9 protein-coding genes and 1 riboswitch are annotated in these 13,874 nt (G+C 60.0%); of the genes, 8 read left to right on the top strand and 1 reads right to left on the bottom strand.

Annotated features, from left to right (window positions below; genetic code table 11):
• Positions 1-184: 184 nt before the first annotated feature.
• The gene (gene zapE / locus Electrica_RS12670) at positions 185-1,210 is read left to right on the top strand and encodes a cell division protein ZapE (protein WP_141964616.1); all 1,026 of its coding nucleotides are present in this window, start codon (positions 185-187) and stop codon (positions 1,208-1,210) included.
• Positions 1,211-1,261: 51 nt separating this feature from the next.
• Here zapE and katG read toward each other — a convergent pair whose 3' ends face one another.
• On the bottom strand, positions 1,262-3,439 hold the full coding sequence (katG, locus tag Electrica_RS12665) for a catalase/peroxidase HPI (protein ID WP_141964615.1): 2,178 nt from the start codon (positions 3,437-3,439) through the stop codon (positions 1,262-1,264).
• A 566-nt stretch (positions 3,440-4,005) separates the two neighbouring features.
• A riboswitch (guanidine-I (ykkC/yxkD leader) is annotated at positions 4,006-4,104 on the top strand.
• 56 nt (positions 4,105-4,160) lie between these two features.
• Here katG and Electrica_RS12660 point away from each other — a divergent pair.
• The 7 genes from Electrica_RS12660 (at position 4,161) to atzF (ending at position 13,787) form a co-directional block, all read left to right on the top strand.
• Positions 4,161-5,219, top strand: a complete 1,059-nt coding sequence (locus Electrica_RS12660; protein ID WP_100684237.1) for a putative urea ABC transporter substrate-binding protein — start codon at positions 4,161-4,163, stop codon at positions 5,217-5,219.
• Positions 5,220-5,243: 24 nt separating this feature from the next.
• A complete protein-coding gene (locus Electrica_RS12655; RefSeq protein ID WP_131049076.1) occupies positions 5,244-6,059 on the top strand; it encodes an ABC transporter permease in 816 nt (271 codons plus the stop codon).
• Positions 6,056-6,838 (top strand): ABC transporter ATP-binding protein, encoded by a 783-nt coding sequence (locus Electrica_RS12650; RefSeq protein ID WP_131049077.1) that lies wholly within the window; start codon positions 6,056-6,058, stop codon positions 6,836-6,838. The genes Electrica_RS12655 and Electrica_RS12650 overlap by 4 nt, the downstream gene beginning before the upstream one ends.
• A gap of 4 nt (positions 6,839-6,842) precedes the next feature.
• On the top strand, positions 6,843-7,571 hold the full coding sequence (locus tag Electrica_RS12645) for an urea amidolyase associated protein UAAP1 (protein ID WP_131049078.1): 729 nt from the start codon (positions 6,843-6,845) through the stop codon (positions 7,569-7,571).
• A gap of 10 nt (positions 7,572-7,581) precedes the next feature.
• Complete coding sequence (locus Electrica_RS12640) at positions 7,582-8,217, top strand: urea amidolyase associated protein UAAP2 (protein WP_131049079.1); 636 nt, start codon at positions 7,582-7,584, stop codon at positions 8,215-8,217.
• 168 nt (positions 8,218-8,385) lie between these two features.
• Positions 8,386-11,991, top strand: a complete 3,606-nt coding sequence (gene uca / locus Electrica_RS12635; protein ID WP_141964614.1) for an urea carboxylase — start codon at positions 8,386-8,388, stop codon at positions 11,989-11,991.
• On the top strand, positions 11,988-13,787 hold the full coding sequence (gene atzF / locus Electrica_RS12630) for an allophanate hydrolase (RefSeq protein ID WP_141964613.1): 1,800 nt from the start codon (positions 11,988-11,990) through the stop codon (positions 13,785-13,787). Before uca ends, atzF begins: the two co-directional genes overlap by 4 nt.
• The last annotated feature ends 87 nt before the right edge of the window (positions 13,788-13,874 follow it).

Genomic DNA, 13,874 nt, shown 5'->3' with positions numbered 1-13,874 from the left:
TTGCAGGTTTTAGTCTGCTGATGTGCCCCTGAAGAGAGCGATGGATTTTTTTCAGGTCCGCGAGAGGTATAAAACCGTTGTGCTGCAGATAAGCTTGTTATTGTCGTTCAGGGAAGGTGTAATCGATGAGGATTCCTCATCTTTTTCCGGGGCAGATGCGCCGGTAACACCACGAAGAGCGAAAATGACGCAAGGAATGACTGAATTCAGGTTTACTTCGTTTATGGCGCAGCGGGCTCAGGAGCTGGCGTTGGCCCTTGATGCAGATCAGCAGGCGCTGGTTAATCAACTGGACACGCTGGGGCGCGGACTGACCTCAGGCAAGGCCGCCGGCGCCAAAGGGCTGTACGTCTGGGGGCGTACCGGGCGCGGCAAAAGTTTTATTATCGATCATTTCTTTACCAGCCTGCCGCTGGCGGAAAAGCGCCGGGTGCATTTCCACTATTTCTTTCGCGAACTGCACCAGCGGCTGAACGCGCAGCCCGCGCTAACCCTGCCTGAGGTGCTGGCACAGATGACCGACGGCTGTCGACTCCTGTGTTTTGATGAGTTCCATCTGCACGATCCGGGCGACGCCATGTTGGTGAAAGCGCTGCTTACGCTGCTGTTCCAACGCGGCATCATTCTGCTGGTTACCTCCAACTACCCCCCGGATCAATTACTGGCTAACCCGCTGTATCACGAACGTTTTGTGCCGTCGATTGCGCTTATCAAACAGCACATGACGATAGCCGCGCTCAATGGTGAAGAGGATTACCGGGCGCGCCATGCGCCGGCGGAAAATCCATTCTGCCGCGGGAGGTTTCTGGTGCAGCCCTCTGCACAAACCCGCCAGCGACTTGAACTACCGGATCCCTGCGTCAGCGCGCAGCCGCTGCAGGTGGGCTATCGTACGCTGCACGCCGCCTCTGCGCCGGCGCATTTTCTGCATTTCACCTTCAACCAACTGTGCATGGCGGCAACATCGGTGATGGATTATCTGGCGCTCTGTAAACGGCATGAGCGCTGGCTGCTGGATGCGGTTCCGCCTTTGCGTCAGGCAGGCCCGGCGGCGCAGCAGCGTTTTATTAATCTGGTGGATGTGCTCTATGAAAAGCAGTGTCAGCTGATCGTGGTGGCTGCCTGCGGACTGAGCGAACTGGTGGCGGATGTCGAACAGGAAGATATTCAGCGTACCTACAGCCGGTTATTGCAGCTGGGGAAAACATAAGAGGGGAAGGGGAAAAGCCCCGGCGGGCGTAGCGCCAGCCGGGGAGGGAGATTACAGATCGTAACGGTCGAGGTTCATCACCTTGGTCCAGGCCGCCACAAAGTCCTTAACCAGTTTCTCCTGCGCATCCTGGCTGGCGTAAACTTCCGCCAGCGCCCGCAGGACTGAGTTTGAACCGAAGACCAGGTCGGCGCGGGTTGCTGTGTACTTGCTCTCACCGCTCTGACGATCGCGGCCTGCGAACAGTTCGCCCTGCTCGTCGGTGGCGTTCCAGACGGTGGCCATGCTGAGTAAGTTGACGAAGAAGTCATTGCTCAGTACGCCGACGCGGTCGGTAAAGACCCCGTGCTGGCTGCCGTCATAGTTGGCGCCCAGTACCCGCAGGCCGCCCACCAGCACCGTCATTTCCGGCGCGGTCAGCGTCAGCTGCTGGGCTTTATCCAGCAGCAGCGTTTCTGTCGAGACGCCACCTTCGATACGGCGATAGTTACGGAAACCATCCGCCAGCGGTTCCAGCAGTTCGAAAGAGGCAATATCCGTCTGATCCTGACGGGCATCCACCCGGCCCGGAGCGAATGGTACGCTGACCCGCACGCCGGCAGCCGCAGCGGCCTGTTCGACACCCACCACGCCTGCCAGCACGATGATATCGGCCAGCGACGCTTTCCCCGAGGCTTTCTGAATGGCCTGCAGCGTCGGCAGTACTTTCGCGGCAACGGCGTTCACCGGCCATGATTTCTGCGGCTCCAGCGCCAGACGAGCACCGTTAGCCCCGCCACGTTTGTCACCGCCGCGGAAGGTGGAGGCAGAAGCCCAGGCCACCGACACCAGCTCGCTGACCGACAGGCCGGCATCGGCGATGGCGGTCTTCAGGCTGGCAATATCCGCCGACGTTGGGTGGTGGATGGCGGCGGGTAACGGATCCTGCCAGATCAGGTCTTCTTTCGGCACTTCCGGCCCGAGGTAGCGGGATTTCGGCCCCATATCGCGGTGGATCAGTTTGAACCAGGCGCGGGCAAAGGCTTCGTTAAAGGCCTGCGGATCGTTGAGGAAGCGACGGGAAATTTTGCCGAATTCCGGGTCGAAGCGCAGCGTCAGGTCGGTAACCAGCATGGTCGGCTTGCGTTTTTTCTCCGGATCGAACGGATCGGGGATCAGGTCCGGGGCGTCTTTGGCTTCGAACTGAATAGCGCCTGCCGGGCTGCGGGTCTGGACCCATTCGTATTTGAACAGGTTCTCGAAGAAGTAGTTGCTCCACTGGGTCGGAGTCTGTGTCCAGACCACTTCCAGACCTGAGGTGATGGCATCGGAACCGGCGCCGCTGCCAAAGCTGTTAGCCCAGCCGAGGCCCTGCGCTTCAATCGGAGCGGCTTCAGGTTCTGCGCCGACGTGAGTCGTCACCGCTGCGCCGTGCGTTTTACCGAGGGTATGCCCCCCGGCGATCAGCGCGACGATCTCTTCATCGTCCATTGCCATATTGCCGAAGGTGGCGCGAATGGCTGCGGCAGCGGAGAGCGGGTCGCCGCTGGCGTTCGGGCCTTCAGGGTTTACGTAGATCAGACCCATTTCGGTGGCGCCCAGCGGCTGTTGCGCCAGGCTTTCCGGGTGACGATGTTCGAGCCAGGCTTTCTCATGGCCCCAGTCTACGTCCAGATCCGGTTCCCAGACATCTTCACGACCGGCGCCGAAACCGAAGGTCCGGAAACCAGCATTTTCCAGCGCGACGTTACCGGCCAGCATATAGAGGTCGGCCCAGGAGATTTTCTGGCCGTATTTTTGTTTTATTGGCCACAGCAGGCGGCGGGCTTTATCGAGGCTGACGTTATCCGGCCAGGAGTTCAGCGGCGCAAAGCGCTGCTGTCCGCGGCCTGCGCCGCCGCGACCGTCAACGGTACGGTAGGTGCCCGCGCCATGCCAGGCCATACGAATAAACAGCCCGATATAGCTGCCCCAGTCTGCCGGCCACCACTCTTGCGAATCGGTCAGCAGCGATCTCAGATCTGCCTTCAGCGCGGCATAGTCGAGTTTTTTAAACTCTTCACGATAGTTAAAGTTTTCGCCGAGGGGATTTGAGCGGTTGGAATGCTGGTTCAGCAGGTCCACGCGAAGTTGATTAGGCCACCAGTCGCGGTTGGCGGTGCCGCCACCGGCACTTTGTGTGGGCTTCCCTGTGTGAAAAGGGCACTTCCCGGCGGATGCGTTGTTAGATGAATCGTTAGACGTGCTCATATCAGGCTCCGTTTGCTTTTGTGAATGCCATTACGATATACACTGCAACCAATAAGTGATACTTGAAAGAATCTACGGAATTAATAGTTATATCCTTTTAACAACAGGCAATAAAGAAATCCATGAAATATTTGTGGATTAAAGCCAAAATACGTAAAGCCGCTTACGTAGGCTGCCGTTTGCTAATCAGTATAGGACACTGTCGCGAGGCGTCTGACGATAAAATCAGCGGTTGAAAAAATGCTAAGCGGGTGAATTCTGGTCATTTACTGGCCGCTGTCGTTACCGCGATAAATAAGGTTATCGCGGTTGATCGCCTGCGTTTCTGTCACCCGGCGGTGGGTTGCAAAATGTGCCCGGCTCCAGTTTTCGCTTTATTGCCTGCGGCGGCTTGTCCGCCGCACAGGTTGCCTGCACTAAATCTACGCATTGCCCTAAAACCACTCCCCATTATGGTGTGATGTCACGCCGCATCCAGCTATCTTACTGAATTAAAGATAATAATTTCCTGGCATGCACTTTGCAAAGACAAGCAAGAAGGCAGCGCAACAGACAATCAAGATGATCCAATAGCTGGCTAGGGTTCCGGTTCACGCAGGTGAATGTCTGGTCCGAGAGCTGGCGACCTCTGCGAGGTTACACGGCGGGACAAAAGCCCGGGAGACAGCAGCACCGTCAGGTGTCGCGCTGCTCCTGTTTTTGTGCCAACCAGAGGTTCATAATGAAGACATCCCGCGTAATCCGCTCTTTCATGCTGTCGCTGGCGCTACTGGCCAGTTTCCCTTCCTTTGCCGCCGTAAAAAAAGAGTTCAACGTCTGCTGGACTATCTATGCCGGCTGGATGCCCTGGGGCGCCATCAGCAATGAAAAAATCATTGATAAATGGGCCGCGAAATACGGCATCAAAATCAATATCGTCCAGCTCAACGACTATATCGAGTCAATCAATCAGTACACCGCCGGCCAGTTTGATGGCTGCACCATGACCAACATGGACGCGCTGACGATCCCCGCAGCGGGTGGCGTCGATACCACCGCACTCATTACCGGCAGCTATTCCGACGGCAATGACGGCGTAGTACTCAAAGGTACCGGTAAAACGTTGGCCGATCTGAAAGGCATGCAGGTCTATCTCCCTGAGCTGTCGGTTTCTCACTATCTGCTGGTTCGCGGTCTGGAGAAGGCTGGTCTGCAGGAGAAAGATGTCAAAGTGGTGAATACCTCCGATGCTGATATTGTCTCCGCTTTTGGCACCCGCAGCGTCCGCGCTGCGGTAGCGTGGAACCCGCAGCTGTCGGCGATTAAAAAGACGCCGCAGACCAGCGAAGTCTTTAGCTCGGCGCAGGTTCCCGGTGAGCTTATCGACATGATGGTGGTCAACACGCAAACCCTAAAAGATAACCCCGCGCTGGGCAAAGCCCTGACCGGAGCCTGGTTTGAAATGATGGACAAAATGCATGCCGGAGACGTCCAGGTGTTGAACGCGATGGCGGCAGATTCCGGCACCGATCTGGCGGGCTACCAGGCGCAGTTGAAAACGACCCACCTGTTCTGGACCCCAGGCGAAACCCTGACGTTCATCTCCAGCCCGGAGCTGGCAAAAACTATGCAGCGGGTGGCGCAGTTTTCGTTTGATAAAGGGCTGTTGGGTGAAGGGGCACAAAGCGCCGACTTTATTGGCATGCGCTTCCCCGGTAACGTCACCGTCGGCGATAGCGCGAATACCCGACTGCGCTTCGACGATAGCTACCTGAAAATGGCCGCTGCTGGCCAGCTGTAATCATCGATGACGGGAGTGAACGCCATGCGCCAAATTAACCGCCATCCACAGCAGGGCATGCGGCTGATGCTATTGCTATTGCCCTTTGTGTTGCTGATCGCCGCCTGGTTTATTGGCTCCGCTATTCGCCTTGAAGCTAACCCGCAGGACAAGCTGTTGCCCGGCCTGTCGCAGATGGCGGCGGCCGTCGAACGGATGGCGTTTACGCCGGATAAACGCAGCGGCGAATACCTGCTGTGGGGCGATACGCTGATCAGCCTGACCCGCCTGCTCATCGGGCTGGCGGTGTCGGCGCTGCTTGGCCTGAGCATCGGGATCGTTGCCGGGGTGTTTCCGCTTTATCGCGCGGCGCTGTCGCCGTTGATGACCGTGGTCTCAATGGTGCCGCCGCTGGCGATCCTGCCGGTGCTGTTTATCGTCTTCGGTCTCGATGAGCTCTCTAAGGTGATGCTGATTGTGATTGGCATCACGCCGATGCTGGCACGTGACCTTGAACAGCGGGCGCGGGAAATCCCGGCGGAGCTGTTTATCAAAGCCCAAACCCTCGGCGCCAACAGCTGGACGGTGGTCCTGCGGGTGGTGCTGCCTCAGTTGCTCTCTCGCCTGATTACCTCGCTGCGTTTATTGCTGGGATCGGCGTGGCTGTTTCTGATTTCGGCGGAGGCCATTTCCGCCACCGCCGGACTAGGCTACCGCATCTTCCTCGTACGGCGCTATATGGCGATGGACGTCATCATCCCCTACGTCATCTGGATAACCCTGCTGGCCTGGCTGATGGATCTGGGGCTGCGCCAACTGCATAAATTCTGCTTCCCGTGGGCTGAAGGAGGCCGGACATGAGTTTTATCCGTATCAACAATATCTGGCAGGAGTATGGCGATCATGTGGTGCTGGAACGTATCAACGTAGAGGTCAAAGAAGGGGAGTTCTGTTCGCTGGTCGGAGCCTCCGGCTGCGGAAAATCCACCTTTTTGCGTCTGCTGCTGGGGCAGGAGCAACCGACCCGGGGCGCGATTACGCTCGACGGTCAGCCGCTGGCTCCTGAGCCGGATCGCTGTCGTGGCGTGGTGTTTCAACGTTATTCGGTCTTTCCGCACCTCAGCGTGTTGGATAACGTGACCGTCGGTCTGGAGCTGCCGTCTTCGCCGTGCCTCGGTCGCCTGTTCGGCGCCGGTAAACGCGCTGCTCGCGACCAGGCGGCGCAGATGCTGGACAAAGTCGGGCTCTCCCACGTCCTTGATCGCTATCCGGCGCAGTTGTCCGGCGGCATGCAGCAGCGGCTGGCGATCGCCCAGGCCTTTGTGATGCAGCCGCGGGTTCTGCTGCTCGACGAGCCTTTCGGTGCGCTCGACCCCGGTATCCGTAAAGATATGCACGCGCTGCTGCTCCAGTTGTGGGGCGAGACGCGAATGACGGTTTTCATGGTCACCCACGATCTGGCCGAAGGATTCAACCTCGGCACCCGTCTGCTGGTCTTCGATAAGGTACGCCACGACCCGCAGGCCCCTAACGCCTACGGCGCGCGTATTACCTACGATATTCCGCTTAATGAGACCCGGATGTCGCAGATGACCGGTACCGATAATACCGATAACAATGTCTACGCCTTAAGGAGATAGTCCGATGACAGCGCTTTTTCATACCTCACCGAGTCTGCGTGAAGAACTTCTACCGGGCGGGGGGCATACCTCGTTTGTTCTGCGCCGTGGTCAGATCCTGCGTCTGAGCGATATCGACGGCGGAGCGAACGTCAGCATGATGATGCTCAACCCGCACGAGAAAAGCGAACGTCTGAACCTGCCTGATACCCTTAAAGGGCAGCATACCGCGCGGCTAAGTGCCGGACACTGCTTCTATTCCGATATGGGACGAGTGCTGGCGGGCATCATCGCCGATAGCTGCGGCTGGCACGATCCGTTCGGCGGCGTACTCAATGCGCAAGAGACGGAGGAAAAATATGGCACGGGCCGCTACCAGGAGCTGCGCAACGCCTTCCATCGTAACGGCAGCGATAATCTGCTGGTCGAAATGGGCAAATGGGATCTCGGCCTCGAGGATCTGCTGATGGTGGTCAACTTCTTCAGCAAAGTCACCGTCGATGGCGAAGGACGCTTTCAGTTTTGTGCGGGCCATTCCACCCCAGGTAGCTACGTCGAACTGTTCGCGCCGATGGACGTGCTGATGGTCCTGACCGCGCTGCCGCACCCGATGGATCCGTCGGCCGAATATGCTCCGCGCCCGGTTCAACTGAGCTGGTATCAGGCCGACGATGAACAGGCGGCGATTGAATCGCTGTTTACCCGCGATGAAAACCAGCGCGCCTTCACCAACACCCAACTGTTTACCCATTGAGGAGCCCGCGATGAGCCTTGTAACCAGTACCCGTAACCCCGCCGATGCCGTCTATCGCCACGTGATTCCTGCGGGCGAACCCTGGTTGTTTGAAATCAAAGCGGGGCAGACCCTGCGTCTGCACGACCTTGAAGGCAATCAGGCGATCGACACCTTGTTTTATTGCGCTGACAGCCCGCGCGAGCGTTACGATGCGCAGCGCACGCTGCGTCGCCAGGGCAATGCTTACCTGACAACCGGCAGCGTACTGTACTCCAACCTCGGGAATCCGCTGTTGACTATCGTGGCTGATACCTGCGGGCGGCACGATACCCTCGGCGGGGCCTGCGCGCAGGAGAGCAATACCGTGCGCTATGCGCTGGATAAGCGCTACATGCACAGCTGCCGGGATAATTTTCTCTGTGCCTGCCTGCATGATGGCCGGCTGCATAAGCGCGATATCGCCGCCAATATCAACTTCTTTATGAACGTTCCGGTGACGGAAGCTGGCGGCCTGACCTTTGAAGACGGGATTTCTGGCGCCGGGAAGTACGTCGAGCTGCACGCGGAGCGCAACGTTATCGTGCTGATTTCCAACTGCCCGCAGCTGAATAACCCCTGCAACGGCTGGAATCCGACGCCGGCGGAGGTGCTGGTATGGAACTGACCCGCTGGCAGCGCTGGCGTCTGCTGGCCTGGCGTCTGTTTGCCGTTCGTGCCGACCGCCTGTTAAGCACACCATCGCGCAAGCCCTGAACGCCTGCGCGCCTCGGGGACGACCCCGGGGACGTCGAATTTTTTTGCGGGACGACCCGCCACGACGTGAGTCCCTTGTATGTTCAAAACCTTACTGATTGCTAACCGCGGTGCCATCGCCTGTCGAATTCTGCGCACCCTGCGCGCGATGCAGGTGAAGGGCGTGGCGGTCTATTCCGCCGCGGATCTCAGCAGCCTGCATATTCGTGAAGCCGATGAGGCTGTCGGCCTCGGCGACGGTCCGGCGGCGCAAACCTATCTGATGACAGAAAAAATCATCGCCGCCGCCATATACAGCGGAGCTGAGGCTATCCACCCCGGCTACGGTTTTTTAGCGGAAAACGCCGCCTTCGCCGAGGCCTGCGAAGCCGCCGGGCTGACGTTTGTTGGCCCGACGCCAGAGCAACTGCGCACGTTTGGCCTGAAACACACCGCCCGGTCGCTGGCAAAAGCACAGGGCGTACCGCTGCTGGAAGGTACCGGTCTGCTGGCCGATAGTGCCGAGGCATGCCGGGCGGCGGACACCATCGGCTATCCGGTCATGTTAAAAAGCACCGCCGGGGGCGGCGGCATCGGGATGCGCGTCTGTCGCGACGCCCGCGAGCTGGCGGATGCTTTTGACGTCGTCCAGCGACTGGGGCGGAACAACTTTAGCGACGCGGGCGTGTTTGTTGAGAAATACATTGAGCGCGCGCGCCATCTGGAAGTGCAGATATTTGGCGACGGGCAGGGCGAAGTCATCGCGCTTGGGGTGCGCGACTGCTCGATACAGCGTCGCAATCAGAAAGTGATTGAAGAGACGCCGGCGCCCAATTTACCCGTCGCAACGGCAGAGGCCTTGTGTGCGGCGGCAGTCGCGCTGGGCAAAGCGGTCAGCTACCGCAGCGCCGGGACAGTCGAATTTGTCTATGACAGCGCCGCGCGGCGCTTCTATTTTCTCGAGGTGAATACCCGGCTCCAGGTGGAACACGGTGTTACCGAGCAGGTGTGGGGCGTCGATCTGGTTCATTGGATGGTGGCGTTGGCGGCCGGTGATTTACCGCCGCTCACCACGCTGCTGGCCGACCTGAAACCACAGGGGCACGCCATCCAGGCGCGTATTTATGCCGAGGATCCGGGTCGACAGTTTCAGCCATCTCCGGGGCTGCTGACTGAGGTGGTTTTTCCGCCTGCGGATGGCGAGACGCTCCGTGTCGATCGTTGGGTAGAGGCCGGCTGCGATGTACCGCCATTTTTTGATCCACTGCTGGCCAAAATGATCGCCTGGCGGCCTACCCGCGATGAGGCTATCGCCGAACTGGACCGGGCGCTGGCGAACACCCGCCTGTATGGTGTGGAAACCAACCGCATCTATCTCCAGCAGATTCTGACCTTTGATCCCTTTACGCTGGGCGAGCCCTGGACCCGTTGCCTGGAACAGTTGAGCTATCGGACCGCGACCGTCGAGGTGCTCAGTGCCGGGACGCAGACCAGTGTCCAGGATTATCCTGGACGACTGGGCTACTGGGCTGTGGGCGTACCGCCGTCGGGACCGATGGACGATCGCGCGCTGCGTCTCGGCAACCGGCTGCTGGGTAACCTTCCGGGCGCAGCGGCGCTGGAAATCACCCTCAGCGGACCCACGCTAAAGTTTCATTGCGCAGCCCGGGCGGTGGTGAGCGGTGCCTGCGTTTCGCTCACCGTTGACGGTAGAGCGCAAGAGATGAACCGCGTATTCCGTATCCCAGCCGGGGCGACGCTGAAAATCGGTGCCATCGAAGGGGCGGGAGTCAGGAGCTACCTCTGTCTGCGCGGCGGTATCCAGGTGCCGGAATATCTGGGCAGCAAAAGCACCTTTACTCTTGGGCAGTTTGGCGGCCATGGCGGACGTGCGCTGCGCAGCGGAGATGTTCTGCATCTGGCGCCCGATGGCGAGGAGGAAACCGGCGCCGCGCTACCTGTTGCGCTAGTGCCACCGCTGGCAACGGTGCGTACCCTGCGGGTGATTTACGGTCCGCACGGTGCGCCGGAATTTTTTGCCGCAGACTACATCGACACCTTTTTTGCCACCGACTGGGAGGTGCATTTTAACTCCAGCCGTACCGGCGTGCGGCTGATCGGCCCTAAACCGCTGTGGGCCCGCGACAGCGGTGGCGACGCAGGGCTACATCCGTCAAACATTCACGATAACCCTTACGCCGTCGGCGCGGTCGATTTTACTGGCGATATGCCGGTTATTCTAGGCCCGGATGGCCCGAGTCTCGGCGGTTTCGTCTGCCCTGTGACGGTGATTGAGGCCGATCTCTGGCAACTGGGGCAGCTGAAAGCCGGCGACAAGGTGCGGTTTGTCGCCGTGGATCTGTCCACGGCCCGTCGACTGGCGGCAGGCTACCGGGAGGAGCTGGCGACGCTGGAGGCAATGCCCGTGGCGTGGCAACCCGCGCGGTTAACTTCCCCAGTGGTGATGAGCTGCGGAGAGGCGGATAAGCGTCTGGTGGCCCGTCTTTCCGGTGATACCCATCTGCTACTGGAAGCGGGCGAGGCGGAGCTCGATCTGGTGCTGCGCTTTCGCATTCATGCCCTGATGCAGGCGCTGGAGAGCCAGGCCCGACCGGGGGTGATTGACCTGACGCCGGGTATTCGCTCTCTGCAAATTCATTTCCAGCCGGAAACCCTGACGCCTGACGCGCTGTTAAGCTGGGTGAGCGCAGAGTGGGCGGCGGTGTGCGTCAGCGACGATCTGCAGGTACCGACCCGGGTGGTGCATCTGCCGCTGTCGTGGGACGACCCTGCCTGTCGCACCGCTATCGATAAATATATGACCACCGTGCGGCGTGACGCGCCATGGTGCCCGAGCAACCTCGAATTTATCCGCCGGATTAACGACTTACCGGACGAACAGGCGGTATGGCAGACGGTGTTTGACGCCAGCTATCTGGTGATGGGGCTGGGCGATGTCTATCTCGGCGCGCCGGTGGCGACGCCGCTCGATCCGCGTCATCGTCTGGTGACCACTAAATACAATCCGGCACGGACCTGGACGGCGGAAAACTCGGTGGGGATCGGCGGCGCCTATCTGTGCGTCTACGGTATGGAAGGACCTGGGGGCTACCAGTTTGTTGGTCGTACGCTGCAGATGTGGAATCGCTATCATGAGGTTGCCGACTTCGCCGGTAAACCCTGGTTGCTGCGCGTTTTCGACCAGCTGCGTTTTTACCCGGTTTCTGCCGAGGAACTGCTGCAGATCCGCCGCGATTTTCCGCTTGGCCGCTATCCGCTGCGCATTGAGCACAGCACCCTGCGGCTGGCGGAGTATCAACAGTTTCTGCAGCGGGAAGCCGTAAGCATCAACGCATTTCGCCAACATCAGCAGCGGGCCTTCAATGAGGAACGCGAGCGCTGGATAGCCAGCGGCCAGGCGCATTTCGATAGCCAGGAGGTGGCGGCTGAAGTGGATGACGAAGCACCTCTGCAGCGCGGGCAGCAGGGCGTGGAGAGTCCGATCTCCGGCAACCTGTGGCAGGTGCAGGCCGCCGTGGGGAGTCATGTTCGCGCTGGCGACGTTCTGGTGGTGCTGGAGTCAATGAAAATGGAGATCCCGCTACTGGCGCCGTGCGACGGCGTGGTGCAACAGATGAATTTTCAGCCTGGGGCATCGGTACGCGCCGGGCAACGTGTGGCGGTGATCATGGAGGAGAACGTATGAGTCAGCCAACCTTTGATTTACGCCTTGCGACCCTCGCAGAGGCTTACCGACGCGACGAATTGACCCCGCGCACGCTGCTGGCCGAACTCCGCCAGAAGGCGCAGGTGTTGAATCCGGAATATCAGCTGTTTATTCATATCCTGACGGCGGAAGAGCAGGAGCCCTGGCTGGCGGCGCTGGATACGGTTGCACCGGAGTCGCTACCACTGTACGGCGTGCCGTTTGCCATCAAAGATAATATCGATCTTGCGGGAATTACCTCCACCGCTGCCTGTCCGGCTTTCGCCCGCACCGCGACTGAGGATGCCACTATCGTGGCCCAGTTGATCGCCCTTGGCGCCATCCCGGTCGGCAAAACCAATCTCGATCAGTTTGCCACCGGCCTGAACGGGACGCGTTCGCCCTATGGCCGCTGTCGTAACGCTTATCACGCGGACTATCCCTCCGGCGGATCCAGCGCCGGTTCCGCGCTGGCGGTGGCGCTCGGGGTTGCCAGCTTCGCCCTCGGAACCGACACCGCCGGCAGCGGGCGGGTACCGGCTTCGCTCAATAACCTGACGGGGCTGAAGGCCAGCAAGGGGCTTATCTCTACCGCTGGAGTAGTGCCAGCCTGTCGGACCCTCGACTGTACGACGTTTTTTACCGCCACGGCCGACGAGGCCAGCCAGCTGTTGGCCCTGACCGCCAGGCCCGATCCGCGAGATGTCTACAGTCGCCGTAACCCGCTGTGGAACGGTCGTCAGGCGTTTGGCGCCCCGGCGCCGGGTTTTCGCTTCGGCGTGCCGCAGACGTTGAACTTCCTTGGTTGTGCGCAGAGCGAGTCACTGTTTATGCAGGCGAAAGCACGTTTGATGGATCTTGGCGGCGTCCCTGTCAATCTCGATATGACGCCGTTTCTCGCCGCCGCACGCCTGCTGTACGACGGCCCGTGGGTCGCAGAACGTTATGCGGTGGTGGGGCCGTTGATTGCGCAGCAGCCTGACGCGGTGCTGCCGGTGATTCGCGACGTTCTGGCGAAAGCGCCGGATACCGATGCCGTGGCCACATTCCGGGCAATGTACCAACTACAAGAGTACAAGGCGCAGTGTGATGCGTTGCTGGAGACACTGGACTGTGTGCTGACGCCGACCTGTCCGCGCCCGGTGACGCTGGCTGAACTGGCGGCAGAGCCGGTGCAGCGCAATGCCGATCTGGGCTACTACACCAACTTTATGAACCTACTGGATTATGCGGCGGTGAATGTGCCGGTCGGTTTTCTGGCAAACGGATTGCCCTCCGGCGTCACCTTGTTTGGCCGGGTTTTCACCGACCAGTACCTTCTCGGTGTGGCCGATGCTTTCCAGCGCGTACAGCCACTACCGCTGGTCGGCGGGAGCCTGCTGGCCGCATCTTTGCCTGCCGCCACCGGCAGTCACGATCGCATGGCGCTGGTAGTCTGCGGTGCCCATCTTGACGGCCTGGCACTGAACGGGCAGCTGCGGGAGCGGGGCGGGCATTTGCTGGCGGCCATGCACAGCGCCCCGCATTATCGGCTGTATGCGCTGGCCGACGGGCGCCGTCCGGGGATGGTGCGTGACGAAAACGACGGCACGGCCATCGCCGTGGAGGTCTGGGAGCTGCCTTCGTCCGAGCTGGGCTCGCTGCTGGCGGCTATTCCCGCCCCGTTGGGACTTGGCAAGGTCGAACTGTCTGACGGGCGCTGGCTGAGCGGTTTTATCTGCGAAGGATATGGTCTGCAGGGCGCCACCGACATTACCGGCTACGGAGGCTGGCGGGCCTGGCTGACCCGCGGCTGACCCCTGGGCCTCTGTCTTAACCGGGCAGAGGCCGATTTATGACAACGTCACATCCATTTTCATCCCCTGGTTTCTGCGATGGTCTGT

Origin of the sequence: Klebsiella electrica (genome assembly GCF_006711645.1) — a bacterium.
In the GTDB taxonomy this organism is placed as follows: Bacteria; Pseudomonadota; Gammaproteobacteria; order Enterobacterales; family Enterobacteriaceae; genus Klebsiella; species Klebsiella electrica.
Note: the sequence above shows the minus strand (reverse complement) of the source record. Positions and strands in the feature narration are given on the sequence as shown.